This is a genomic window from Actinoplanes sp. NPDC049668, assembly GCF_044465445.1.
Classification (GTDB): Bacteria; Actinomycetota; Actinomycetes; order Mycobacteriales; family Micromonosporaceae; genus Actinoplanes.
Genome location: NZ_JBITLR010000002.1, coordinates 550483 through 574497, shown reverse-complemented (window position 1 = coordinate 574497; position 24015 = coordinate 550483). Strand labels below are relative to the sequence as shown.

Genomic DNA, 24015 nt, shown 5'->3' with positions numbered 1-24015 from the left:
TATTCTTCGAGCCCGCGCAGGGGGAGGAAACATCACCATGTATGAGCAGCAGCCCTTCGGCCAGCCGCAACAGCCCGGCTATCCGCCGCAGGGCGCCGGGGCCAGCGCGATCGCGCTCACGCTGAAGTATCACCCGATCACGTTCCTGCTCGGGCTCTTCAAGCCGCAGGTGCAGATCAACGGGCACCAGGTCCAGTCCGGCTGGAAGACCCGCACGGTTCTGCCCGTGCAGCCGGGCCAGTACCACCTGCACGTGCACGTGCCGTACCTGATCCCGTCCCGGATCGGCGTCGCGGACCTGGGCGTCAACGTGCTGCCCGGGCAGACCGTCGAGCTCGAGTACCGGGCGCCGATGATCGCCTTCATGAGCGGTGCGCTGGGCGCGCCGCCGCAGAAGTACCCCGGCATGGCCGTCTCGATCGTGTTGCTCGTGATCAGTCTGGTGATCCTGCTCTGCGTCTGCGGTGGCCTGCTCCTCGCGATTGTGAGCACCCCGAGCGACCCGTACGCCCTGCCCGCGCCGGGCGACCTCCCGGCCGTCGTGGCCGGGCTGATGTCGCTGCTGCGCTGACAGAGGCTCATCAGGCCCAGGTACCGTCGGCGAGGTCGCTGGTGCTCTCCAGGTAGGTGAGCAGCGCCAGCCGGTCGTCGAAGTCGAGGTCGGCGAAGGCGGCGTGCGCGGTCGCCCAGGACCGCTCGGTCGCGGCCGCGAGCAGGCCGATGATGGCGGCCCAGGCCAGCGAGACCAGGTGGAACATCCGGTCCTCGCGCAGCGACGGCAGGCGGCTCAGGTCGCCGAGCGCGTCGGTCGCGGCGTCGTCGGTCCGGGCCCGGCCGATCAGTTCGAGCACCGCCCGGCCGCGGTGCGGGTGGTTGCCGCAGGCCAGCGCCGTCAGCTCCGGCACGGACATGTCGTGCACCGGCGGCGCGGGCGTGCGGGCCACGGTGGCCCGGTCGCACCGGCGTGGGTGACGCGAGCCACGCGGGGCGCCGGTGCGTGCGGCGAACGAGCAGGCGGGGGGTCGCACTGTGAAGTTCATCGATCGTGCCTCACTTGGTGGTCGGTGGTTTTCTGGTCCGTGACGGCGCCCCGCACGGGGGTGGATCGCGCGGGGCGCCGTCGGTCCGGGTTCGCCGTCAGGCGAAGCGGGCGGCGATCCAGGCGGCGACCTGGCCGGTCGTCGCGAAGACGGATTGGTCGTGGTTCGCGCCGTCGACGCTCAGGAATTCCACGGGCTGGGTCTGGTACGCGGTGAGCTGCTCCAGCAGCGGTCCCGCGGTGAGGACGTAGGGCACGGCCTCGTCTTCGGTGCCGTGGACCAGCAGCACCGGCGCGGTCGGCGCGCTCTGTGCCGGGTCGTCGTAGGCGGCGAGCTGGTCGACCACCGGCTGCGGCAGCGCGCCGCCGACCAGCAGCTCCTCCGCCGTCAGGCTCTCGTACGCGGCGAGGATCTCGTAGAGGCAGCCGCTCTGCAGCACCGACGTCCGCTGCTTGGCCGGCGCCGCCAGCACGGAGTTCGGGTCGAAGGCCGGGTTGACGGCGTTCAGCCCGTACAGGCCCATCACCAGGTAGCCCTGGCCGCTTGTGCCGGGGACCAGCGGGGCGAAGATCGGCACGTTGGACACCGGCGCGATCGACGAGACGCCCTTGAGCACCAGGGCGCCGTCGTAGGCGGGTGCGATCTGCCCGGCGAACAGGGCGCCCTGCCCGCCCTGCGAGTGGCCGTCGACCGCGTACTGCGTGGTGAGCTTGTTGTCGAGATTGCGCGCCGCCTTGACGCTGTCGATCATCGCGCGGGCCTCGCTGAGCCCGATCAGGTAGGGGTGCGCACCCGGCGTGCCCAGGCCCGGGTAGTCCGGTGCCGTGACCGTCCAGCCCTTGGCCAGCAGGGCGGCGATCGCCGCACGCGCCTCGGGCCAGAACACGGCCTGGCTGGCCGACGGCGCGCACTTGTCGGCCAGCCCGGTCGTGCCGTGACCCCACACCACGGTCTTGTTCTTCCGGTTGCTCTTCGGCGTCATGACCAGGCCGGTCGCGGTGGCCGTCGCGCCGTTCAGGGCGGTGGTGGTGTACGCGATGCGCTTGCCGGTCGCCAGCGACGACAGCTCAGCGGGCAGCGTCGCCGTGCCGGAGACGATGACCGTGCCGGGGGCGATGGCCGCGCCGGCCGGGCCGCCGACGAAAAAGAGAATGGCGGCGCAGACGATCGCGACATTGACGGCGGCCACCCATTTGAGCAGGGCAGAGTTCACTATCGATCCCTTTCAGGGCTGGGTTTCTCGGGCACGGAGCAGCCCGGAATGAATTACGAAATGGTGTGAAAAAACAGCTCAGGCGAAATGATCGGCGATACGCCGCAGGGCGGTGATGGTCTCGAGGTCGCGAAGCTCGTCGTCCTGGGTGGGCCAGGCGCTGCACTTGACGATGACGATGTCGGCGCTCGGGTCGACGAAGAGGTACTGGCCGTGCACGCCGATGCCGGTGAAGGCCTGGAAGGCGCTGTCGCCCAGGGTCCACCACTGGTTGGCGTAGCCGTAGTGCGGGTAGCCGCTCGGGCCGAGCGACCCGACGGCGAGCTGGGGGAGGTCGCTGCCGCGGCTGCGGCGCACCCATTCGCGGGGCACGATCTGGATGCCGTCGGCGACCCCGTCGTTCGCCATGAGCAGGCCGAGGCGGGCGACGTCGCGCGGGGTGGCGTTGAACGAGCCGGCGCCGACGGCGGTGCGCGGGCGCGCCCGGGTGAGCCAGTAGTAGGCGTCGCGGTCGGCGCCGATGAAGCGCCACAGCCGCTTGGCCGCGTATTCGGCGAGGGTGGTCCCGGTCGCGGCCTCGAGCACCCAGCCGAGGATCTGCGCGTCGAACGACGAGTAGTTGAAGCGTTCGCTCGGCGCGGCCGTTCGAGGCGCCGAGCGGATCACTCCGGTGACGTCGCCGCCGCCCATGATGGCCTGCTCGAAGCGCTTGATGCCGCTGTCGGGCACGTCCCACAGCTCGGGCTCGCCGACGCCGCTGGTCATGTCGAGCAGCTCGGCCAGGGTGGTCTGGTCGTAGGCCGTGCCGAGGAAGTCGGGGCGGTAGTCGGTGACCCGGTCCTTGACGCTGCCGATGGCGCCGTCGGCCAGGGCGATGCCGACCAGCATCGACGTCACCGACTTGGAGACGCTGAACAGCTGCATGCGGGTGCGCGGCCCGGCGAAGGCGCCGGGGTAGGTCTCGTGCACGATCGCGCCGTGGTGCAGGACGATGAACGCCGTGGTGAAGGTGCGGCGATGCAGGTCGACCAGGGTGTGGTCGGCGTCGGCGAAGCGGTAGGTGAGGTCGAGCGGGTCGGGGCTCAGCGGCAGCGGGCGGTGCGGCCCGCTGCGGGCCACGCGCTCGGTCGGCATCAGCCAGTTCATGTGGGTGAACGTCCACTCGTTGAACGGCCGCCGCATGATCAGGTCGCCCTGCCGGTCCCACCAGGACGGTTCCCTGGTGGCCCGGATCGTGGCCCGGTCGGTCGTGCTCGTCATGTCGGCCCCCCGCAGTCGTCGTCCGTGCCGTCGTCCGCGCCGTAGGCCGGACGCACCCTGTCCGAGATGTCGCCGAAGGTCTCGCGCAGAGTCGTGCCGCTGGAGGCGCCCGCCGGCTCGAGGTAGCTGTTCAGGATGGCGAGGACGGCCATGCCGGCCAGGTTGTCCGCGGGGTCGTCGCCGACGACGCCGGCGCTGGGATCGCCGAGGTTGCGGATGGCGAAGCCCTCGGTGATCGCGGCGAGCATGTTGGTGAACTGGTCGAGCGTGATGCCCTCGCGCAGCTGGAAGCCGCGGGCGGCGATGGTGGACTCGTAGATCTTCTTCCACGGGTCCAGCGCGCCCTCGTAGTTGCTGGAGATCGCGTCGTGGATGCCGTCGTTGCGGTGTGCGGTGGCGACCATCAGCAGCTGCAGCCGGAACAGCGGCATGCGGCAGATGGTCTGCAGCTCATGGAAGGTGGCCCGGTCGACGACGTCGACGAAGCTGGAGTCGGTGCTCACCCAGCTGCCCCGGGTCTCGATCTCCGCGTTGTACTGCGGGTCGTAGTTCATGTCGTGGAAGATGAACGCCAGCAGGTCGTTGAGGTAGTCGTCGTGGCAGGCCCAGGTGGAGCGGTAGGGCCCGTCGCCCTTCTGGCGCAGGAAGGGCGGCTCGAGGTTCTCCATCTCGCGCGAGAGCGCGCGCTCGCTGAGGAAGCGGATGCCCGACCAGTACGGCTTGCGCCCGCTCTCCGCGTCGGCCGCGGCCGACGCCGGCGTGTCGCCGCCGAAGTGCTGCTCGATCAGGTTGGCGCCCGCCTTGAGGTACGAGGCCACCTTCGGCGAGTTGATGAGCGCGACCCGGGTCGCCTCCCGTACGCCCTTGACCCTCGTGACGATGCCAGAGAAGTCCTGATCGTAAGGGAAAGGCAGATCCTTCTTGCCGTAGGTCATGACTCGATTGTTGTCCGATTCGGCGACCAGACAAGTGCGCACGTGCGTAGTACTCGGAGTCTAGGCCTTTACGTATTCGCCGAGGGCGGAAATTATGACGTCGAGTGAGCAGGCAATGACAGAGAGATAACAATTATTCGAGCGAGGTGCGGGCGATCGCACTCTCGGTGAGGCTGCCGAGCCAGAGCGTGTTGCGGCTGGCGAACGCCGGTCGTCATCACGTACCGGCCGGCCGGGCCGTGCAGCGTGCGCAGCACGGTGCCCTCGCCGTCCACAAGGGCGGCGATGGTGTACGGCAGCGGCTGCGGCTGCAGGCGGGCGGGCAGCACCGCCGCGATCCGCCGCAGGTGCGGATGGGGCAGCAGCTTCTCGGCGATCGCGACCCGCGGGCTGGCCAGCGCGATCCAGTAGGTGCCGTCGCCGACCGACGACATGTTGTCCGGGTACGCGGGCAGGTCGCCCAGGTCCCGCACGGCGCCGTCGGGCAGCGAGATGCGCAGCAGCCGGTGCGACACCGTCTCGCAGACCAGCAGCGCGTCCTGCTCCGGGGTGAGCGCCACGCCGTTGGGGAAGTGGAAGCCCTCGGCGACCACGGCCGTGCGGCCGGTGCCCGGATCGTAGGCGAGGACGCGGCCGTTGGGCCGGTGTTCCAGCAGGTCGCGACGCCAGTGCGAGACCGGGAAGCGGTTGGAGCTGTCGGTGAAGTAGACGACCCCGTCCGCGGCGACGGCGGCGTTGTTGCACAGCAGGATGCGGCTGTCGCCGACCCGGTGCGCCAGGTCGGTGACCGTGCCGTCGCCGGTGATCCGCAGCAGCCCCCGGTAGGCGTCGCAGACGATCAGGCTGCCGTCGCGCGGATCGACCTCGATGCCCAGCGGCCGGCCGCCGGTGTCGGCGAGCGGCTCGGGCTCGGCGCCGGCGCGCGCGTCGGGCTGCCAGCGCCAGATCCGCCCGTCCTCCGTGCCGGAGTAGACGTGGCCCTCCGGGCCGACCGCGACGTCCTCCGGGCCGTGACCGGGCACCGTCAGCAGCTCGACGTCGTCCAGGCGGGTGTCCGCCGGCGCCCACGGCCCGGTCAGCGGCGGCGGGGTGGTGGCCGGCAGCTTCACGGGCCGGATGAGCCACGGCGCGGGCGGGCGCGGAATCGTCATCCGACCATTTTGTCCTCTCCCGCCCCGGCGTCAATGATCACGGCCGCTCCGGGGCAACACCGGGTAAACCCCGACCGCGATGTCGGGGCCGGTGGCCGGAATGTCCGGTGCCCCGCGCCGCCCGTGCCGGGTACGCGCGTTTTGCCGCTTGCCGCTGTCGCCTATCCGTCCGGGGCGCGCCGGCGGGGGATCAGGGGGTCACGCGGGTCCAGCCCGGATGTTCACAGCCCGCGCGCTGCCTACCTTCAGGTTCGACACAGAGACCCCGACCGTAGGAGGCCCGCGATGGGCAGGCGACCGGTGACCGTACGCGTGGCGAGATGGAGCGCCGAGCACCCGTGGCGCGCACTGGCGCTGTGGGTGGTCTTCGTCGCGGTGTGCTTCGTCGGCGGCAACGCCGCCGGCCTGAAGGAGGCCACCGCCGAGGACATGGCGGTCGGCGAGTCCGGCCGCGCCTCCGTGATGATCGAGAACGGCGCGTTCGGCGACGAGCCGGCGGTCGACAATGTACTGATCACCGCCCGCGGCGGCACCCTGGACACCGCGGCCGCGACCGCCGCGGCCAAGGACGCGGCAGCGAAGCTGCGCGGCGTGCCCGGGGTGGCCGAGGTCGGCGACCCGGTGCCGGCGCACGACGGCTCCGCGCTGCTGCTCCCGATCACCATGAGCGGCGACCCCGAGACCGCCTCCGACCGGGTCGAGCCGCTGCGCGCGGCCACCGCGCAGGTGCAGACCGCGCATCCCGCGCTGCGGGTCGAGCAGGTCGGCGGCCCGTCCATCGGCAAGGCCCTCGACGACACCCTCGGCGCCGACTTCGAGCGCGCCGAGCTGCTCAGCCTGCCCGTCACCCTGACCATCCTGATCATCGCGTTCGGCGCGCTGATCGCCGCCGGCGTGCCGCTGCTGCTGGCGCTCTCGTCGGTCGCCGCCGCCATGGGCCTGTCCACCCTGGCCTCGCACCTCGTGCCGGCCAGCGACTCGACCGGCAGCGTCATCCTGCTCATCGGCATGGCCGTCGGCATCGACTACTCGCTCTTCTACGTCCGGCGCGAGCGGGAGGAGCGTGCCAAGGGTCGCGGCCACGTCGACGCGGTGGAGATCGCGGCGGAGACCTCCGGCCACGCGGTCGTCGTCTCCGGCACGGCGGTCGTCATCGCGATGTCGGGCCTGTTCCTCGCCGGCGACGCCATCTTCTCGTCGCTCGCGGTCGGCTCGATCCTCGTCGTCGCCGTCGCGGTGATCGGCTCGCTGACGGTCCTGCCGGCGCTGCTCGCCAAGCTCGGGCGCTGGGTGGACCGGCCGCGCGTCCCGCTGCTGTGGCGCCTGACCGCCCGCCGCTCCGGCGCCGGCTGGTTCTGGCCGTTCGTGCTGCGTCCCGCCCTGCGCCGGCCGCTGCCCACGCTGATCGTGAGCGTCGGGCTGCTGCTCGCCCTCGCCGCGCCGGCCCTGGGCATGCAGCTCAAGTTCCCGGGCACCGAGGACCTGCCCCGGACCACCCCGGCGATGCAGGCCTACGACCGGCTGGCCGCCGCGTACCCGAGCAACGGCACCAGCCACCAGGTGGTCGTGCGGGCGAGCGCGGCGCAGGCCGGCGCCGTCAAGGCGGCGCTGACCTCGCTGGCCACCAGCGCCGGCGGCGACGCCCTGTTCGCACCCGTCGAGGAGTCCGGGCCGAAGATCGAGGTGTCGCCCGACGGGCGGGTGAGCGTGCTGTCGGTCGCCACGCCGTTCTCCTCGCGCAGCGACGAGGCCGGACGCTCCCTGCACCGGCTGCGCGACGACCTGGTCCCGGCCGCGCTGGCCGGCGTGCCGGGCGTCACCTACGCGGTCGGCGGCGACGTCGCCGGCAGCGAGGACTACGCGGCGCACATCTGGCGCAAGCTGCCGGTCGTCGTCCTCTTCGTCCTGGTGCTGACGTTCCTGGTGATGGCCTGGACGTTCCGGTCGGTGGTCGTCGCGCTGACCTCGATCCTGCTCAACCTGCTCTCCGCCGCCGCGGCGTACGGCCTGCTGGTCCTGGTCTTCCAGCACACCTGGGCCGAGGGGCTGCTCGGCTTCACCTCGATGGGCGCGATCGTCACCTGGCTGCCGCTGTTCCTGTTCGTGGTCCTGTTCGGCCTCTCCATGGACTACCACGTCTTCGTGGTGAGCCGGATCCGCGAGGCGGTGCGGCGGGGCGTGCCGAACCGGCAGGCCGTCGCCGAGGGCATCACCGGCTCGGCCGGCGTGGTGAGCAGCGCCGCGATCGTCATGGTGGCGGTCTTCTCGATCTTCGCGACGCTGAGCACCATCGACATGAAGCAGCTCGGCGTCGGCCTGGCCGCGGCGATCCTGCTCGACGCGACGATCATCCGGGCGGTGGTGCTGCCGTCGCTGATGACGCTGCTCGGCCCGGCGAACTGGTGGGCGCCGCGCTTCATGCGGAGCCGCGGCCGGCACGCCCTTTCCGGAACAGGCCAGGACCAGCCGGAGCCGGAGCTGGTCCGGGCCGGCTGAGCGGTGCGACCCCTCCGGCGGCTAGACGCGGCCGCCGGAGGGGTCGCCGGACAGGCGCTGGGCGATGGCGATCGGGATGATCGAGAGGATCACCAGGGCCGTCGCCACCACGTTCACGATCGGGGCCTGGTTCGGGCGGAACAGGTTGTCCATGATCCAGATCGGCAGCGTGGTGGTGGCCTGGCTCGCGGTGAAGCGGGTCACGATGATCTCGTCGAAGCTCAGCGCGAACGCCAGCAGGCCGCCCGCCAGCAGGGCCGTCCGCATCAGCGGGAAGGTGACCCGCCAGAACGTGGTGAAGCCGTCCGCGCCGAGGTCCATCGAGGCCTCCTCGAGGTCGCCGCCGAGGCGGCGCAGCCGGGCGATCACGTTGTTGAAGACCACCACGACGCAGAACGTCGCGTGCGCCACCACCAGGGTCAGCAGCGACAGCGGCACGCCGAGGATGGTCCGGAACGCGTTGTTCAGCGCGATGCCCGTGACGATGCCGGGCAGCGCGATCGGCAGGATCACCAGCAGCGACACCGCCTCGCGGCCGAAGAAGCGGTGCCGCTGCAGCGACATCGCCGCGAGGGTGCCCAGGATCAGGGCGACCGCCGTGGACAGCAGGCCGACCACGACCGAGGTGCGCAGCGCGTCGAGCAGCCCGGCGTTGTGCGCGGCCCGGTACCACCACTGCAGGGTGAAGCCCGCCGGCGGCCAGCCGAACGCGCGGTCGGAGTTGAACGAGTTGATCACCACGACGATCAGCGGCACGAAGCCGAGCGCCAGGATGACCGCCGTGGCGGTGCGCAGCGCGATCCGGGTGGCGCGGGTCAGGTACATCAGAGGTTCTCCAGGGCGCCGGCCCGCCGGGACAGGAACAGATACACGATCATGACGACCACGGGTACCAGGCCGACGGCCGCGGCGAGCGGCTGGTTGTTGGCCGCGCCGATGTTGTCGTAGACCAGGTTGCCCAGGAACTGGCTGGTGCCGCCGACGATCTCGACCGCCACGTAGTCGCCGAGGGAGAGCGAGAACGTGAAGATCGAGCCCGCGACCACCGCCGGGAAGGCGAGCGGCAGCACCACCGTGCGCAGGGTGCGGCCCGGCCGCGCGCCCAGGTCGCCGGACGCCTCCAGCAGGGAGTCCGGCAGGCGTTCCAGGCCGGCGAAGATCGGCAGCACCATGTACGGGAACCACAGGTACGCCAGCGTGCACACCGTCGCCGTCAGCCCGTACCCGGGCGAGCCGAGCCCGAACGGCGACCCGGCCCAGTCGATCAGCCCGCCGCCGCCGAACATGCTGCGCCAGGCGTACGCCTTGACCAGGTAGGACGCCCACAGCGGGAGCAGGATCGCGGCGACCAGCAGCGGCTGCCAGCGCGGCGAGGCGACCTTGGCCATGAAGAACGCCACCGGCGCGGCCAGCACCGCGTCGATCACCGTGACCAGCGCCGCCACCCCGACGGTCCGCAGCGTGACCGACCGGTACACCGAGTCGGTCACGACGATGCGCAGGTTGTCCAGGGTCCAGACGCGTTCGATGTCGCCGGTGAACGTGTTCGTCGTCCACAGGGCGGTGACCAGCAACGCCGCCAGGGCGCCCAGGTAGGCGAGCCCGAGCCAGAGCAGCGGCGCCGTCAGCAGCAGGGCCAGCCGGCTCCGCGGCGAGCGGGTGAGCCGCGCCGAGAGCCGCCTGCGCAGGCCGTCCCGCGGCAGCGCGACGTCGCCGGTCATCCGCGCCTAGCCCTTGATCTCGGTCCAGGCCCGGGTCCAGGCCGCGTAGTCGGTGCACTTCACGTCCGTGCGGCCGTCCAGGCACTGCGGGATCGGGGTGCTCCAGTACCAGACCTTCTCCGCGTACGCGGCGTCGTCGGCGTGGTAGGTCTCGCAGTGCGACTTGTCCGTGGTGAGCTCGCACGCCTTCTTGTTCGCGGGCGCCTCGCCGAAGTACTCGGCGACCTGCGCGTTCGCCGCCGGGCTGATGATCCAGTTGAGCCACTGGTACGCGCAGTTCGGGCGCTTGCTCCCGGCCGCGACCATCCACGTGTCGGACCAGCCGGTCGAGCCCTCGTCGGGCAGCACCGCCTTCACCGGCGTCTTCTCGGCGACGGCCGTGTTGACGATGACCTGCCACGTGGTGCCGATGACGGAGTTGCCGCTCTTGAAGGACTGCACCTCCTTGAGGTAGTCCGACCAGTACTCGCTGACGTGCGCCTTCTGCGCCTTCAGCAGGTCGACGGCGGCCGCGAGCTGCTTGTCGTCCAGCGCGTACGGGTTCTTGATGCCCAGCTCGGGCTTGGTGTTCATCAGGAACAGCGCCGCGTCGGCGATGTAGATCGGCGAGTCGTACGCGGTGACCTTGCCCGGGTACTTGCCCGCGTCGGTGAACACCGCGGACCAGGACGTCGGCGCCGGGTTCACCTTGTCGGTGCGGTACATCAGCAGGTTGGCGCCCCAGCCGTGCGGCACGCCGTACATCTGGCCGCCGACCGAGTTCCAGGCCTTGTCCTTGAGGAAGTCGATGACGTCCGGGTAGTTGGGCACCAGGGCGGTGTTCACCGGCGCGACGTCGCCCGCGGCGATCAGCCGCAGCGAGGCGTCGCCGGACGCCGACACCACGTCGTAGTCGCCGGTCTTCATCAGGGTCACCGCCTCGTCGGAGGTGCCGAACGTCTTCACCGAGGCCTTGCAGCCGGTCTGCTTCTCGAACGGCGTCACCCAGTCGACCTGGGGATCGTTGCTGCCGTTCTCCGCGTACCCGGGCCAGGCCAGGATCGAGACGGCGCCCTCACCGGCGCCGAGCTGCTCGAGCTGGGGGATCTTCGGTGGGGTGAAGCCGGAGGCGCCCGGCGCCGGAGCGCCGTCGCCGTCCCCGGACGACGTGCCGCAGGCCGCGGCGAGCAGGGTGACGGCGACCAGGGCCGTGCACCGGATCAGAAAGCTCTCGTGTCGCATGATCGGGCCCTTCCGACGAGGGTGGAGTCAGCGGGGTTGGTGGGTGCTCTCCAGGGCGACGACGTCGCCGGGTCGGATACTGACGAGGACCTGTTCGCCGCGGCGCGCCGTCGCGGCGTCGCCGGCCCCGGTGTTGGGCTCGCTCGCGGTGACCCGCGGCCCGGACTCGAGGTCGACCAGATATCGGGTGGTCGCGCCGAGGTAGACCACCTCGGCGATGGTGCCGGCCGCCTGCCCCGGCGCCGCCGCCGTTCCGCGGGCCAGCCGGACCCGCTCGGGGCGCACCACGAACGTGCCCGGCCGGCCGATGATGTCGACGGCGGCCTGCCCGGACAGGACGCTCGAGGTGCCGACGAAGCCGGCGACGAACTCGGTGCGCGGCTGCTCGTAGATCTGTGCCGCGGTGCCGACCTGTGCGATCCGGCCGTGGTTGAACACCGCGATCCGGTCGCTCATGGTGAGCGCCTCCTCCTGGTCGTGCGTGACGAAGACGAACGTGATGCCGGCGTCGCGCTGCAGCTGCTTGAGCTCGACCTGCATCTGCTGGCGCAGCTTGAGGTCGAGGGCGCCGAGCGGCTCGTCCAGCAGCAGCACCCGGGGCCGCACCACGAGCGCGCGGGCCAGGGCGACCCGCTGGCGCTGCCCGCCGGAGAGCTGGGCCGGCTTGCGGTCGCCGAGGCCGGCCATCCGCACCCCGGCCAGGGCCTGCTCGGCGCGCTCGCGGCGGTCGGCCCGGCCGACGCCGCGCACGGCCAGTCCGTACTCGACGTTCTGCCGGACGCTGAGGTGCGGGAAGAGGGCGTAGTCCTGGAAGACCGTCGTCACGTCGCGCTGGAAGGGCGCGGCGGCGGTGACGTCGGCGCCGGCCAGCTCGATGGAGCCGGCGGTCGGCCGCTCGAAGCCGGCGATCATCCGCAGCACCGTCGTCTTGCCCGAGCCGGACGGCCCCAGCATGGCGAAGAACTCGCCGTCGGCGATCTCGAGGTCGACGCCGTCGACCGCGACGGTGGGTCCGAAGCTCTTGCGCAGGCCGGTCAGCCTGATCGCCGGGGCAGTGTCCACGCAGGCCCCCGTCCGTACGGGAAATCCGGGTACTGTGGCGAAAACCTATGGCTTCATAGTTCAAAGCACAAGCCTCGAGGAGGGTCGATGCCGGGCCGGGTCGTACCGCACGCGCACCGTGCGGTCTTCGCCCCGCTCACCCAGCCGGGACGCGCCGAGGCGGTCACCCGCCGGCTGCGCGACGCCATCGTGCTGGGTGTGTTCCGCGACGGCGAGCAGCTGCCGTCCGAAGTCGACCTGGCCGAGTCGCTCGGCGTCGCGCCGGTCACCGCGCGGGAGTCCCTGCAGGCGCTGCGCGACCTGGGCCTGGTCACCACCCGGCGGGGCCGCGGCGGCGGCAGCTTCGTGCGCGCGCCCGCCAACCCGGACGCGGTGCTGGTCCGCACCCGGCTGGCCGAGCTGTCGCTGGTGGACATCCGCGACTTCGGCGACTTCTACCGGGCCATCGCCGGCGCGGCCGCGGCGCTCGCCGCCGAGCGCGCGGCCGAGGAGGACCTGGACCGGCTGCGCGAGGTCGGCGTCCGCCGGGCGATGGACCCGGGCGGCTCCCGCCGGGCCGAGGCGCAGTTCCACCTCGAGGTCGCGGCCGCGACCCAGTCCGCCCGGATGACGCAGGAGGAGCTGCGGCTGCAGGCCGAGTTCGGGCCGCTGCTCTGGCTGGCGATGGCCACCGAGGACGGCCGGGAGCGCTCCGAGGCCGACCACGCCGGGATCGTCGACGCGATCGCGTCCGGCGACCGGGCGCGGGCGCGGGACTTGACAGCGGAGCACGTCGGGCGTGCGATCAACGAGGTGGTCCGAGTGCGCCTGGAGTTGGTCGATGACTGAGGTCTACGTGCGTCCGGCCGCGGCACCGGCCGCGGCCGGGATCGCCGCCGAAGTCGAACGGCTCTGCGCGACGGTGTTCGCGCCGCTGCTGAGCCTGGCCGAGGCGGTGGCCGCGGCCATCCCGGCCGGCCGGGCGCCGCTGCTGGCCGACCTGGGCGTGGTGCGGGCGGCGGCGGTCGCGGAGCTGAACCGCGGCGACGCCCTGGTGGCCGGCTCCGGCCTGATCGCCGACCCGGCTCTGATCGCGGACGCGCCGTGGCACCTGGCCTGGTGGACGGTCGGCGCGGACCGGGAGATCACGCCGCTGCGGGTGGTGTCCGATCCGGCGCGCGACGGTTTCCGCGACTACACCGTGCTGGAGTGGTGGGCGGTGCCGCGGCGCACCGGGCTGCGGCACATCACCGGGCCGTACGTGGACTATCTCTGCACCGACGCGTACACGCTGACGTTCACCGTTCCGGTGCGCCGCGCCGACGGGTCGATGGCGGCCGTGGTCGGCTCGGACGTCTACGTGGCCCGGGCCGAGCGGCTGCTGCTGCCGGCGCTGCGGGCCTGCGGGCGCCCGGCCACGGTGGTCAACCGGGCCGGGCGGGTGGTGGTGTCGACGCTGCCCGAGCACGTGACGGGCTCGCTGGTCCGGTCGGTCCCGGCGGGCTGGGCCCGGCACGACTGCGGCGACGTGCCGTTCGCGGTGCTCGTGTCCGGCTGAGCCCTAGCCGGCGTCGAGCTGCACGTAGTCCAGGTCGCCGGCGTAGTAGTCGCAGCCGACCTCGATCTGGTCGCAGTCGGTCTTGCCGCCGATGGTGACCGGCCACGAGTTCGAGATCGCGCCGGTCCAGCCGGGCTTGCGCGCCACGACCCTGCCGTCCACCGTCATGGTCAGCCCGGTCCCGTTGCGGTTGCAGCGGACCGTGTGCCAGCGCCCGTCGTTGAGCCGGGTCGGCGAGCGCACCAGGATCGAGTCGGCCGAGCCGCGGAACAGGCACTCCGCGATGCCGCCGGGAATCTGCATCTTGAAGTTGCCGCCGCGGACCGTCGCCTGGCCTTTCTGGACGACGTTGCCGAACTTGTGCGTAGTGCGGAGCCGGACGGTCATGGTGAAGTCGCGCATGCCCGGGTCCAGGTTCGGCGAGTCGCCGACGATCACCAGGTGCCCGGGGTGCGTCGGCGGGGAGTCCGGCTCCAGCCGGTTGAAGCGGTAGCCGGTCGCGCCGGCCAGGCGCAGGCCCGTGCCGACCTCGGTGCCGATCCGGCCGTTGAGCCCGTTGCCGCTGCTGTCCACCATGGTCCGGGAACCGGACCACTCGTTCATGTTCCACACGGCCACCGGGCGGCTCCACGCCGACACCGGGCGGTTCCGGGCGGCATCAGCCGTCGGCGCCGTACCCACCAGCACGCTTACCGCCGCCATCGCGACGGTCACCGAGCGCCGACTCTTCACGGTTTCCCCATTCTTTGAAGCAGGTTAGATCATGCTAAGCAGCATCTTTCGGGCGAAAGCTCTAATGATTAACGAATCGCCCGGACGGGGCTGACGATTCGCGGCGATTGTTCGACGAATATGGATTGATGGGTGTTGCGGGACGCTCGCGGCCACTACTATCCGTGTCTGTTGTGTTGCTCATAGTCCGGTGGGAGTGTGGCGATGACAGACATCAGGCAGCCCGGCACGGCGCGGTCCTATCCGTTCAGCGCTCCCGACCGGCTCAACCTCGATCCGCTCTACGCCCACCTGCGCCGGCAGGAGCCGGTCACCCGGGTCCGGCTGCCGTTCGGTGAGGAGGCCTGGCTCGCCACTCGCTACGCCGACGTCCGGACGGTGCTCGGCGACCCCCGGTTCAGCCGCGCCGCGAGCATCGGGCGCGACGAGCCCCGCACCACCCCGCAGCAGATCGGCTCCGGCATCCTCGCGATGGACCCGCCCGACCACAGCCGGCTGCGGCGCCTGGTCGCCAAGGCCTTCACCGCGCGCCGGGTGGAGCTGCTGCGCCCGGCCACCGCCGAGATCGCGGACGAGCTGGCCGACGCGATGCTCGCGGCCGGGCCGCCGGCGGACCTGGTCGAGGCCTTCTCCACCCCGCTGCCGGTGCGGGTGATCTGCCGCCTGCTCGGCGTTCCCGTCGCCGACCAGGGCCTGTTCCGCACCTGGTCCGAGGCGGTCGTCTCGACCACGTCGCTGCCGCCCGAGCGGATCATGGAATACCTGGGCAACCTGCACGCCTACATGGCCGGGCTGGTCGCCGAGCGGCGCCGGGCGCCGGCCGACGACCTGATCGGCGCCCTGGTGCAGGCCCGCGACACCGGCGACGACCGGCTCAGCGAGCAGGAGATGGTCGAGCTCGCCGCCGGGCTGCTCGCCGCCGGCCACGAGACGACGGTCACCCAGATCTCCAACTTCGTCTACGTGCTGCTCACCAACCCCGAGCAGCTCGCGCTGCTGCGCTCGCGGCCCGACCTGGTGCCCGCGGCGGTGGAGGAGCTGCTGCGCTACGTGCCGCTCGGCGCGGCGTCCTCATTCGCCCGGTACGCCACCGAGGACCTGACGCTGGGCGGCGTGCGCATCCGCGCCGGCGACCCGGTGATCGGCTCGCTGTCCTCGGCGAACCGCGACGGCGAGGTCTTCGAGGACCCCGACGGGCTCGACATCACCCGCGGCGCCAACCCGCACCTCGGCTTCGGCCACGGCGTGCACCACTGCATCGGCGCGCAGCTCGCCCGGATGGAGCTCCAGGTAGCGCTGGGCACGCTGCTGCGCCGCGTGCCCGCGCTGGCGCTCGCGGTCGACGAGAAGGAGCTGGAGTGGAAGTCCGGCCTGCTGGTCCGGGGCCTGCGCGCCCTGCCGGTGACCTGGTGAGCGCGCCCGGCACCGCCTGGCGGCTGAGCGTCGACGCCGGTACCTGCATCGGCTCGGGCATGTGCGCCGCCCTCGCGCCCGCGCTGTTCACCCTGGTCGACGGGGTGTCGGTGGCGAGCCCGGCGCCGGTAGAGCCGGACCCGGCGGTGGTCGACGCCGCCGAGTCCTGCCCGGTCGAGGCGATCGCCGTACGCGACGCGGCCGACGGCCACCTGGTCGCGCCGGAGCCGTGACCGTCCATTGTGTAGGGACCTCGAAGGCGTGGCGTAAAGTCGGTGTCCCCCGATGCACCAGGTGACGAGGAGCCGGCACCCATGAACAGCACAGACGACTTCGACCAGGCCACGGCGGCGAAGATCGACCAGATGGTGCCGCACTCCGCCCGGGTGTGGAACTACTGGCTCGGGGGCAAGGACAACTTCCAGTCGGACCGCCAGGTCGGCGACCAGTTCGCCGGGCTGTACCCCGACATCACCGTGGTGGCCCGCAGCTCGCGCGGCTTCCTGACCCGGGCCGTCACCTACCTGGCCGCCGAGTGCGGCATCCGGCAGTTCCTCGACATCGGCACCGGCCTGCCCACGGTGGACAACACGCACCAGGTCGCCCAGGCGGCGGCCCCCGAGGCCCGGATCGTCTACGTCGACAACGACCCGATGGTCCTCGCGCACGCCCGGGCGCTGCTGACCGGCACCCCGCAGGGCGCCACCGAGTACCTCGACGCCGACCTGCACGAGCCCGAACGGATCCTCGAGCTGGCCGGGCGCACCACGCTCGACTTCACGCAGCCCGTCGGGCTGATCCTGATGAACATCCTCGGACACGTACCCGAGCTGGCGCAGGCACAGTCGATCGTGGCCCGCCTCGTCGACGCCCTGCCCTCCGGCAGCTACCTGGTCACCGCGGACGGCACCAACGTGCTCGACAAGGAGGCGTTCGAGGAGGCGATCGGGGTGTGGAACGCCAACGCGCCGCTCTCGTACCACCTGCGCACGCCCGAGGAGCTGTCGACCTACCTCACCGGCCTCGAGGTCGTCGAGCCGGGGCTGGTCCCGTGCGCCGCCTGGCGGCCCCGGGCCCACGCCGCACCGGAGGATCTGCGCGAAGTCGACGAGTTCGGCGCCGTCGCCCGTAAGCCTTAGGTCGCTCGCCTGGCGAACTTGAACCGATCGGCCGATTCTGCGTTTCCCGCCCCTGAACAGCCCTCGCGTATCGCCTGTTCAGGTTGGTAACATGCCGCGGATCGTGGCCAGGGCTCGGTGGGAAACGCCGGGCTGTCAGCAACATCGCCGGTGCATCCGTACGCCCATTTCTCGGCGGTGTGATCACCGCGGCGACCCGTACCAACGGAGGTCTCCTGTGACTGACAACCGGATGAAGGACCGTGTGAAAGTGATGCTGGGAACGTCGCCCGACGGGGCCACCTCGGAGCACGCGCTGGTCAACGGCGGACAGCTGCCCGCCCTGCCGAACCAGGCGCTGCAGGTGCTCACGATGGCGCAGCGCACCGCCGAGGAGCACGTCGCCACCGCGCACCAGCAGGCCGACAAGATTCGCACCGACGCGCTGGCCGCCGCCGAGCAGATCGCCCGGGACGCGCAGATCCACGCGCACAACGTGCGCCGCGAGGCGGACAAGGTGCTCTTCGACGCCCGCGCCGCCTCGGAGCAGAACGCGCGGGACGCCCGGGCCGCCGCCGAGGACGCCCAGCGGCACGCGGACAAGATCGTCGCCGAGGCGCAGGCGCGGGCCGACGGGATCGCCGCGGAGGCGCGGGCGAACTCCGAGCACCTGCGGGTGCAGGCGCAGCAGCGCTACGACGACGTCGTGGGCAGCCTGGGCAACAAGCGCGAGGCGCTGCAGGAGCAGATCGAGGCCCTCGAGCAGTTCGACCGCGAGTACCGCGGCCGGCTCACCTCGTTCATGCAGGGCCAGCTGCGGGCGCTCTGGGTGGACCAGCCCCAGGTCACCGGCGAGCTGGTTGACCCGGAGGAGTCCCGCCCCGGCCGGCACGGCGCGGTGACCACGGACGAGCCCGTTCCGGCGATGCGCCAGGAGGCGATGACCGAGCCCCGGCCCGAGGCGCAGGAGGAGGCCGAGGTGACCGAGGAGGCCGACGAGGAGTAGGTCACCGGGAGAGCAGCCGCTTCTGCACCTTGCCCATCGCGTTGCGGGGCAGCTCCGGCACGAAGCGGATCTCCCGGGGCCGCTTGTGCGCCGACAGGGTGCGCGCGACGAAGCCGATCAGCTCGTCCGCGCTCACCGCGTCGCCCACCACGTACGCGGTGACCTGCTCGCCGAGGTCGTCGTGCGGCGTGCCGATCACCGCGGCCTCCCGCACGCCCGGGTGGGCGAGCAGTGCGTCCTCGACCTCGCCGGCGCCGATCCGGTAGCCGCCGCTCTTGATCATGTCTGTCGAGCGGCGGCCGACGATCCGGTGCCGGCCGTCGGGCGCGACGGCGGCGATGTCGCCGGTGCGGAACCAGCCGTCCGCGCCGAGCGACCCGGCGGTGACCTCGGGCCGGCCCAGGTAGCCGTCGAACAGCATCGGGCCGCGTACCCACAGCTCGCCGATGGACTCGCCGTCGGCCGGTACCGCCCGGCCCTCGTCGTCGACCACGCGGGTGGCGGCGCCCGCGACGGGCGTGCCGACCTGCCCGGGGCGCCGATCGGGGTCGTCGGCCCGGTTGCTCACGGTTATCAGGGTCTCGGTCATGCCGTACCGCTCAACGGGGCGGTGACCCGTGAGGTCACGCATCCGCTCGAACACCGGCGCCGGCAGGGCCGCGCTGCCGGACACCAGCAGCCGCGCGCCGGCCAGCCGGGCGGCGGCGCCGGGCTGTGCGCAGAGCCGGGACCAGACCGTGGGTACGCCGAAGTAGAGGCTCCCGCCGGCCGCCGCGTACGCCTCGGGGCCGGGCCGCCCGGTGTGATGCAGCCGCCCGCCGATCCGCAGCGCGCCGAACACGCCCAGCACCAGCCCGTGCACGTGGAACAGGGGCAGGCCGTGCACCAGCAGATCGTCGGGGTGCCAGGCGACGGCGTCCGCGAACGCGTCGAGCCCGGCCTCGACGGCCCGGTGTGAGAGCACCGCGCCCTTGGGCGCCCCGGTGGTCCCGCTGGTGTACATGATCAGCGCGGTCGCCTCCGGCGGCGGCGCCGGGTAGCCGGCGGCGGAGGTCCGCCGCAGGTCGACCGGCACCGTGCGCGGCCCGGCCGGCGGGTGCGCGGCGCCGGCGAGCAGCAGCTCGGCGCCGGAGTCGCGCAGGATGTGCGCCGCCTCCGTCTCGCCGGAGTCGGGCGGCAGCGGCACGACGGCGGCGCCGGAGAGCAGGGCGCCGACCATCGCCACCACGGTCTCGGCGGTCGCGGTCGCGTGCACCGCGACGACCCGCGCGCCCGCCACGTCGTCGGCGACCGCCGTCGCGGCGGCCAGCAGCCGCTCCGCGGAGAGCGCCCGCCCGCCGACCCGGACCGCCTCGCCGCCGGACATCGTTGGCCGGGTCAGACCGGCGATCAGTCGCATGCCGCGAGGCTACGCCCGGCGCGTGACCGACCGGGCCCGACGGCACCGCGTCGCCGCCCGAACCAAGCCCGCCCGAACCAAGCCCGCCCGAACCAAGCCCGCCCGGGCGGGGCGGCCACGGCGAACCAAGCCCGGGCGGCGCACGTCGAGCGGTGTCCGCCTACTCCGACCCGGGCAGGTGTCCCGGCGGGGTGAAGCGGTCGCCGTACAGCTTGGCCAGCTCGCTCGCGCGGGCCGCGAAGCCCGCCGGCCCGCCCGGGTACTGCCGCACGTAGCGCAGCACCCCGCCGGTCCAGGCGGGGAACCCGATGCCGAGCAGCGAGCCGATGTCGCCGTCGGTCTCCGAGCGCAGCACGCCCTCGTCGAGGCAGCGCAGCGCGTCCAGCGACTCGGCGAACAGCAGCCGCTCCTGCAGGTCGGCCAGCGGGATCGCGCGCCCCTCGGCGGTCGCCATCGGTGCCAGGCCGCTCCAGAGCCGGCCGCGCCGGCCGTTCTCGTAGTCGTAGAAGCCCTGGCCGGCCGCCCGGCCCGCCCGGCCGAGGCCGTCCAGCAGGTCGACGACGCCGTGCGACGGCATGGCGGCGAAGTCGTCGCCCTGCGCCGCCTCGAACTGGCGGCGGATGCGCCGCATCAGGGTCAGCGACACCTCGTCGGCCAGCGCGAGCGGGCCGGTCGGGTAGCCGGCCTGCAGCGCCGCCTGCTCGATCGACGGCGCCGGAACGCCCTCGGCCAGCATGCCGATCGCCTCGTCCAGGAAGCGGCCGATCACCCGGCTGGTGAAGAACCCGCGGCCGTCGTTGACCACGATCGGGGTCTTGCCGAGCCGCCGGCCCAGGTCGAAGGCGCGGGCCAGGGCCGCGTCGCCGGTCTGCTCGCCGACCACGATCTCCAGCAGCGGCATCTTGTCGACGGGGGAGAAGAAGTGCATGCCGATGAAGTCCGCCGGCCGGGCGACGCCCGCCGCCAGGCCGGTGATCGGCAGCGTCGAGGTGTTGGACGCGAGCAGGGCGCCGGGCGCGAGCACCTGCTCGACCTCGGCGAACACCGTGCGCTTGAGCTCGGGGTCCTCGAAGACCGCCTCGATGACCGCGTCGCAGCCGGCCAGCGCGGCGACGTCGGAGGTGGCGGTGATCCGCGCCAGGATCGCGGCGGCCTTCTCCGCGGGCAGCCGGCTCACCAGCTTCTCCGCGTGTGCCCGGCCGCGCGCGGCGGCCTCCTCGGTGACGTCCTTGAGCACCACGTCGATGCCGGCCCGGGCGCACGCGTACGCGATCCCGGCGCCCATCATCCCCGCCCCGAGCACCGCGACCCGGGTCGTCGGCGCGACCTCGACTGTCGGCCGGCCCGCGCCGCCGTTGACGGTCTTCAGGTCGAAGAAGAACGCCCCGATCATGTTCTTGGCGACCTGGCCGGTCAGCAGCGTGACCAGGTGCCGGGTCTCGACGGTGAGCGCGGTGTCGAGGTCGACCTGCGCGCCCTCGACCGCGGCGGCCAGGATCGCCTCGGGCGCCGGCATCCGGTTGCCCTTGAGCTGCTTGCGCAGGTTCGCGGGGAACGCCGGCAGCTGGGCCGCCAGCGACGGGCTCGACGGCGTGCCGCCGGGCATCCGGTAGCCGGGCCGGTCCCACGGCTGCGCCGCGTCGGGGTGCGCCGCGATCCAGGCCCGGGCCCCGGCGATCAGCTCCTCGGGGGTCGCCACGACCGCGTCGACGAGCCCGGCCGCGAGCGCGTCGGCCGGCCGGAACTGCCGCCCGGTCAGCAGGACGGTGGTCAGGGCCGTGGCCAGACCCAGCATCCGTACGGTCCGGGTGACGCCGCCGCCGCCGGGCAGCAGGCCGAGGGTGACCTCGGGCAGGCCCAGCCGCGAGCCGGCGGCGTCCAGCGCGATGCGGTGGTGGCAGGCCAGCGCGATCTCCAGGCCGCCGCCGAGCGCGGAGCCGTTGATCGCGGCGACCACCGGGCGGCCCAGGGTCTCCAGCCGGCGCAGGTCGCCCTTGATGGTGGCGAGCAGCGCGGTGACCGCGGGTGCGTCCTCGGGCGTCACTTTGATCATCTCGGGCAGGTCGCCGCCGGCGAAGAACGTCTGCTTCGCGCTCGTGACGATGACACCGGTGACGGCGTCCTTCTCGGCCACCAGCCGGTCGACGACCGCGGTCATCGAGGCCGCGTACGCGCGGTTCATGGTGTTCGCGGACTGGCCCGGGTCGTCCAGGGTGAGCGTGACGACGCCGTCGGGGTCGCGGTGGTACGCGATCGTGGCGGTCATCGCGGAGCCTCTGTGTTGCTGCAGGTCACGGTGGGTTCCTCTGTCTGGTGTCTGGCCGGTGCCGATGGCTACAGGCGCTCGATGATGGTCGCGACGCCCATGCCGCCGCCGATGCAGAGCGTCACCAGGGCCCGGCGCGCGTCGCGACGCTCGAGCTCGTCCAGGACGGTGCCGACGAGCATGGCGCCGGTGGCGCCGAGCGGGTGGCCGAGCGCGATCGCCCCGCCGTTGACGTTGACCTGCTCCGGGTCGAGGCCGAGGTCGCGGGTGTACTTGAGCACCACCGCGGCGAACGCCTCGTTGATCTCGAAGAGGTCGATGTCGGCGACGGTGAGCCCGGCGGTCGCCAGGGCCTTGTGCGTGGCCGGGATCGGGCCGGTGAGCATGATCGTCGGGTCGGTGCCGCTGACCGCGGCCGAGACGATCCGGCCGCGCGGGGTGAGCCCGAGGTCGCGGCCGACGGTGTCGGAGCCGATCAGCACCAGCGACGCGCCGTCCACGATGCCCGAGGAGTTGCCGGCGTGGTGCACGTGCTCGATCGACTCGACCCAGTGGTACTTCTGCAGCGCCACCGCGTCGAAGCCGCCGGCGTCGCCGATGCCCGCGAAGGACGGCTTGAGCTTGCCGAGGCCGGCCCGGGTGGTGTCCGGGCGCATGTGCTCGTCGGTCGCGAGGATCACGCCGCCGGTGCGGTCGCGCACCGGCACCACCGAGCGCGCGAAGTACCCGCCGGCCCAGGCCTTGGCGGCCCGCTCCTGCGAGGTGATCGCGTACCCGTCGACGTCGTCGCGGCCGAAGCCCTCCAGGGTGGCGATCAGGTCCGCGCTGATGCCCTGCGGCACGAACGAGGTGGCCAGGGCGGTCTCCGGGTCCATCGCCCAGGCGCCGCCGTCGGAGCCCATCGGCACCCGCGACATCGCCTCGACGCCGCCGGCCAGGATCAGGCTGTCCCAGCCCGAGCGCACCCGCGCCGCGGCGGTGTTGACCGCCTCCAGCCCGGAGGCGCAGAAGCGGTTCAGCTGCACGCCGCCGACGTGGTCGGGCAGGCCGGCCAGCAGCGCCGCGGCGCGGGGCAGGTCGCCGCCCTGCTCGCCGACCGGCGAGACGATACCCATCACGAGGTCGTCGAGCCGGTCCGTGTCGAGCTCCGGCAGCCGCTCGCGCAGCGCGTCGATCAGGCCGGTGACCAGCGAGATCGGCTTGACGCCGTGCAGCGAACCGGTGTCGCGGCCGCGGCCGCGCGGGGTGCGGACGGCGTCGTAGACATACGCCTGGCCGTCAGAGGGCACGGGCGATCAGCTCCTTCATGATTTCGTTGGTGCCGCCGTAGATCTTCTGAGCGCGGGCGTCGGTGTACATCTGGGCGATCGGGAACTCGGTGGTGTAGCCGTAGCCGCCGAACAGCTGCAGGCAGCGGTCGATGACCTCGCACTGGCCGTCGGTGAGCCAGTATTTCGCCATCGCGGCGGTCGCGACGTCGAGTTCGCCGCGCACGTGCCGGACGATGCAGTCGTCCAGGAAGACCCGGCTCGCGCGCGCCCGGGTGGCGCACTCGGCGAGGACCATCCGGGTGTTCTGGTGGCCGATCAGCGGCTTGCCGAACGCGGTGCGCTCCTTGGCGTACGCGACGGTCAGCTCGACGGCGCGCTCCATCGCGGCGACCGCGCCGATGCCGATCACCAGGCGCTCCTGCGGGAGCTGGCTCATCAGCTGGATGAAGCCGAGGCCCTCGGCCTCGCCGAGCAGGTTGGCGGCGGGCACCCGCAGGCCGTCGAAGAAGAGCTCCGCGGTGTCGTTGCCGCGCAGGCCGATCTTGGAGATGAGCCGCCCGCGCCGGAAGCCCGGCCGCTCGTCGCCGCCGGTCTCGCAGACCAGCAGGGAGACGCCGGCGGCGCCCTGCGACGGGTCGGTCTTGGCGGCCAGGATGACGATGTCGGCCAGGCCGCCGTTGCTGATGAAGGTCTTCGCGCCGGTGACCACGTAGTCGTCGCCGTCGCGGACCGCCCGGGTCCGCATCGCCTGCAGGTCGGAGCCGCCGTCCGGCTCGGTCATCGCGATGGCGCCGATCAGCTCGCCCGAGCAGAGTCCGGGCAGCCAGCGCCGCTTCTGCTCCTCGTTGCCGTACGTCTCGAGATAGCCGGTGACGATGCCGCTGTGCACCGCGAGCCCGAGGCTGTTGTCGCCCGAGCGGGCCTGCTCGTGCAGCATCACGGCCTCGTGGGTGAAGTCGCCGTCTCCGCCGCCGTACTCCGCGGAGACCGAGAGGCCGAGCAGTCCGAGTTCGCCGGCGCGGCGGTAGTGCTCGCGGTCGGGATGGCCCTGCGCGAGCACCCGGTCGGCGTGCGGCAGCACCTCCTTGGCGAAGAACGTGCGGACCAGGTCGGCGAGCTCGTCGTGCTCGGGCTCGCGCCACGAGGTGGGTCCCGGGTTTGGCATGGTTCCACC

The 24015-nt window shown here is 72.6% G+C and carries 22 protein-coding genes; 8 read left to right on the top strand and 14 right to left on the bottom strand.

All coding sequences use genetic code 11. From position 1 onward, the window contains the following. The first annotated feature begins 37 nt into the window (after nt 1–37). Nucleotides 38–571 carry a hypothetical protein gene (locus tag ACIBSW_RS09575; protein ID WP_354722770.1) on the top strand — a complete coding sequence of 178 codons (534 nt, stop codon included), beginning with the start codon at nt 38–40 and terminating at the stop codon, nt 569–571. A gap of 10 nt (nt 572–581) precedes the next feature. On the opposite strand, the gene ACIBSW_RS09570 is transcribed toward ACIBSW_RS09575, so the two are convergent. The 5 genes from ACIBSW_RS09570 to ACIBSW_RS09550 form a co-directional block, all read right to left on the bottom strand. Beyond that, nucleotides 582–944, bottom strand: coding sequence for a hypothetical protein (locus ACIBSW_RS09570; protein ID WP_354722772.1), 363 nt, complete (start codon nt 942–944; stop codon nt 582–584). Nucleotides 945–1137: 193 nt separating this feature from the next. Further along, nucleotides 1138–2253 carry an alpha/beta fold hydrolase gene (locus tag ACIBSW_RS09565; RefSeq protein WP_354722776.1) on the bottom strand — a complete coding sequence of 372 codons (1116 nt, stop codon included), beginning with the start codon at nt 2251–2253 and terminating at the stop codon, nt 1138–1140. A gap of 78 nt (nt 2254–2331) precedes the next feature. Continuing rightward, nucleotides 2332–3513 (bottom strand): serine hydrolase, encoded by a 1182-nt coding sequence (locus ACIBSW_RS09560; RefSeq protein ID WP_354722778.1) that lies wholly within the window; start codon nt 3511–3513, stop codon nt 2332–2334. Next, nucleotides 3510–4448: a hypothetical protein gene (locus ACIBSW_RS09555; protein WP_354722780.1), complete on the bottom strand. Its 939-nt coding sequence runs from the start codon at nt 4446–4448 to the stop codon at nt 3510–3512. The genes ACIBSW_RS09560 and ACIBSW_RS09555 overlap by 4 nt, the downstream gene beginning before the upstream one ends. Before the next feature lie 92 nt (nt 4449–4540). Continuing rightward, a complete protein-coding gene (locus ACIBSW_RS09550) occupies nt 4541–5599 on the bottom strand; it encodes an SMP-30/gluconolactonase/LRE family protein (RefSeq protein WP_354722782.1) in 1059 nt (352 codons plus the stop codon). 285 nt (nt 5600–5884) lie between these two features. On the opposite strand from ACIBSW_RS09550, the gene ACIBSW_RS09545 reads away from it, so the two are divergent. Continuing rightward, entirely contained in the window at nt 5885–8095 is a 2211-nt protein-coding gene (locus tag ACIBSW_RS09545) for an MMPL family transporter (RefSeq protein WP_354722784.1), read from the top strand. Nucleotides 8096–8116: 21 nt separating this feature from the next. On the opposite strand, the gene ACIBSW_RS09540 is transcribed toward ACIBSW_RS09545, so the two are convergent. The 4 genes from ACIBSW_RS09540 to ACIBSW_RS09525 are packed head-to-tail and all read right to left on the bottom strand — an operon-like array spanning nt 8117 to nt 12099. Beyond that, on the bottom strand, nt 8117–8920 hold the full coding sequence (locus ACIBSW_RS09540; protein WP_354722786.1) for an ABC transporter permease: 804 nt from the start codon (nt 8918–8920) through the stop codon (nt 8117–8119). After that, nucleotides 8920–9816, bottom strand: a complete 897-nt coding sequence (locus ACIBSW_RS09535; protein ID WP_354722788.1) for an ABC transporter permease — start codon at nt 9814–9816, stop codon at nt 8920–8922. Before ACIBSW_RS09535 ends, ACIBSW_RS09540 begins: the two co-directional genes overlap by 1 nt. 6 nt (nt 9817–9822) lie before the next feature. Continuing rightward, nucleotides 9823–11037 carry an ABC transporter substrate-binding protein gene (locus ACIBSW_RS09530; RefSeq protein ID WP_354722790.1) on the bottom strand — a complete coding sequence of 405 codons (1215 nt, stop codon included), beginning with the start codon at nt 11035–11037 and terminating at the stop codon, nt 9823–9825. A 27-nt stretch (nt 11038–11064) separates the two neighbouring features. Then, complete coding sequence (locus tag ACIBSW_RS09525) at nt 11065–12099, bottom strand: ABC transporter ATP-binding protein (protein WP_354722792.1); 1035 nt, start codon at nt 12097–12099, stop codon at nt 11065–11067. Between the two features lie 87 nt (nt 12100–12186). Here ACIBSW_RS09525 and ACIBSW_RS09520 point away from each other — a divergent pair, with 87 nt between their 5' ends. Further along, nucleotides 12187–12927 carry an FCD domain-containing protein gene (locus ACIBSW_RS09520; protein WP_354722794.1) on the top strand — a complete coding sequence of 247 codons (741 nt, stop codon included), beginning with the start codon at nt 12187–12189 and terminating at the stop codon, nt 12925–12927. Next, a complete protein-coding gene (locus ACIBSW_RS09515) occupies nt 12920–13636 on the top strand; it encodes a hypothetical protein (RefSeq protein ID WP_354722796.1) in 717 nt (238 codons plus the stop codon). The genes ACIBSW_RS09520 and ACIBSW_RS09515 overlap by 8 nt, the downstream gene beginning before the upstream one ends. A 3-nt stretch (nt 13637–13639) precedes the next feature. On the opposite strand, the gene ACIBSW_RS09510 is transcribed toward ACIBSW_RS09515, so the two are convergent. After that, entirely contained in the window at nt 13640–14368 is a 729-nt protein-coding gene (locus ACIBSW_RS09510) for a laminin G domain-containing protein (RefSeq protein ID WP_354722798.1), read from the bottom strand. Nucleotides 14369–14572: 204 nt separating this feature from the next. On the opposite strand from ACIBSW_RS09510, the gene ACIBSW_RS09505 reads away from it, so the two are divergent. From ACIBSW_RS09505 to ACIBSW_RS09490, 4 genes are all read left to right on the top strand, one after another. Further along, complete coding sequence (locus ACIBSW_RS09505; protein WP_354722800.1) at nt 14573–15781, top strand: cytochrome P450; 1209 nt, start codon at nt 14573–14575, stop codon at nt 15779–15781. Further along, nucleotides 15778–16014 (top strand): ferredoxin, encoded by a 237-nt coding sequence (locus ACIBSW_RS09500; protein WP_354722802.1) that lies wholly within the window; start codon nt 15778–15780, stop codon nt 16012–16014. The genes ACIBSW_RS09505 and ACIBSW_RS09500 overlap by 4 nt, the downstream gene beginning before the upstream one ends. 81 nt (nt 16015–16095) lie before the next feature. Beyond that, nucleotides 16096–16920 (top strand): SAM-dependent methyltransferase, encoded by an 825-nt coding sequence (locus ACIBSW_RS09495; RefSeq protein ID WP_354722804.1) that lies wholly within the window; start codon nt 16096–16098, stop codon nt 16918–16920. A gap of 253 nt (nt 16921–17173) precedes the next feature. Next, entirely contained in the window at nt 17174–17905 is a 732-nt protein-coding gene (locus ACIBSW_RS09490; RefSeq protein ID WP_354722838.1) for a hypothetical protein, read from the top strand. A 1-nt stretch (nt 17906) separates the two neighbouring features. On the opposite strand, the gene ACIBSW_RS09485 is transcribed toward ACIBSW_RS09490, so the two are convergent. The 4 genes from ACIBSW_RS09485 to ACIBSW_RS09470 all read right to left on the bottom strand — a co-directional run bounded on the left by ACIBSW_RS09485 (nt 17907) and on the right by ACIBSW_RS09470 (nt 24006). Then, nucleotides 17907–19304: an acyl-CoA synthetase gene (locus tag ACIBSW_RS09485; RefSeq protein WP_354722806.1), complete on the bottom strand. Its 1398-nt coding sequence runs from the start codon at nt 19302–19304 to the stop codon at nt 17907–17909. 160 nt (nt 19305–19464) lie between these two features. Next, a complete protein-coding gene (locus ACIBSW_RS09480; RefSeq protein WP_354722808.1) occupies nt 19465–21570 on the bottom strand; it encodes a 3-hydroxyacyl-CoA dehydrogenase NAD-binding domain-containing protein in 2106 nt (701 codons plus the stop codon). 68 nt (nt 21571–21638) lie between these two features. Then, nucleotides 21639–22859, bottom strand: coding sequence for an acetyl-CoA C-acetyltransferase (locus tag ACIBSW_RS09475; RefSeq protein WP_354722809.1), 1221 nt, complete (start codon nt 22857–22859; stop codon nt 21639–21641). Then, on the bottom strand, nt 22849–24006 hold the full coding sequence (locus tag ACIBSW_RS09470) for an acyl-CoA dehydrogenase family protein (protein ID WP_354722811.1): 1158 nt from the start codon (nt 24004–24006) through the stop codon (nt 22849–22851). Before ACIBSW_RS09470 ends, ACIBSW_RS09475 begins: the two co-directional genes overlap by 11 nt. Nucleotides 24007–24015 lie beyond the last annotated feature (9 nt).

What these genes read in the sequence shown, in the direction of transcription:
- ACIBSW_RS09575 (WP_354722770.1), top strand. Translation starts at nt 38, where the DNA reads ATGTATGAGCAGCAGCCCTTCGGCCAGCCGCAACAGCCCGGCTATCCG.
- ACIBSW_RS09560 (WP_354722778.1), bottom strand. Translation starts at nt 3,513, where the DNA reads ATGACGAGCACGACCGACCGGGCCACGATCCGGGCCACCAGGGAACCG.
- ACIBSW_RS09555 (WP_354722780.1), bottom strand. Translation starts at nt 4,448, where the DNA reads ATGACCTACGGCAAGAAGGATCTGCCTTTCCCTTACGATCAGGACTTC.
- ACIBSW_RS09550 (WP_354722782.1), bottom strand. Translation starts at nt 5,599, where the DNA reads ATGACGATTCCGCGCCCGCCCGCGCCGTGGCTCATCCGGCCCGTGAAG.
- ACIBSW_RS09545 (WP_354722784.1), top strand. Translation starts at nt 5,885, where the DNA reads ATGGGCAGGCGACCGGTGACCGTACGCGTGGCGAGATGGAGCGCCGAG.
- ACIBSW_RS09540 (WP_354722786.1), bottom strand. Translation starts at nt 8,920, where the DNA reads ATGTACCTGACCCGCGCCACCCGGATCGCGCTGCGCACCGCCACGGCG.
- ACIBSW_RS09535 (WP_354722788.1), bottom strand. Translation starts at nt 9,816, where the DNA reads ATGACCGGCGACGTCGCGCTGCCGCGGGACGGCCTGCGCAGGCGGCTC.
- ACIBSW_RS09530 (WP_354722790.1), bottom strand. Translation starts at nt 11,037, where the DNA reads ATGCGACACGAGAGCTTTCTGATCCGGTGCACGGCCCTGGTCGCCGTC.
- ACIBSW_RS09520 (WP_354722794.1), top strand. Translation starts at nt 12,187, where the DNA reads ATGCCGGGCCGGGTCGTACCGCACGCGCACCGTGCGGTCTTCGCCCCG.
- ACIBSW_RS09515 (WP_354722796.1), top strand. Translation starts at nt 12,920, where the DNA reads ATGACTGAGGTCTACGTGCGTCCGGCCGCGGCACCGGCCGCGGCCGGG.
- ACIBSW_RS09505 (WP_354722800.1), top strand. Translation starts at nt 14,573, where the DNA reads ATGACAGACATCAGGCAGCCCGGCACGGCGCGGTCCTATCCGTTCAGC.
- ACIBSW_RS09495 (WP_354722804.1), top strand. Translation starts at nt 16,096, where the DNA reads ATGAACAGCACAGACGACTTCGACCAGGCCACGGCGGCGAAGATCGAC.
- ACIBSW_RS09490 (WP_354722838.1), top strand. Translation starts at nt 17,174, where the DNA reads ATGCTGGGAACGTCGCCCGACGGGGCCACCTCGGAGCACGCGCTGGTC.
- ACIBSW_RS09485 (WP_354722806.1), bottom strand. Translation starts at nt 19,304, where the DNA reads ATGCGACTGATCGCCGGTCTGACCCGGCCAACGATGTCCGGCGGCGAG.
- ACIBSW_RS09480 (WP_354722808.1), bottom strand. Translation starts at nt 21,570, where the DNA reads ATGACCGCCACGATCGCGTACCACCGCGACCCCGACGGCGTCGTCACG.
- ACIBSW_RS09470 (WP_354722811.1), bottom strand. Translation starts at nt 24,006, where the DNA reads ATGCCAAACCCGGGACCCACCTCGTGGCGCGAGCCCGAGCACGACGAG.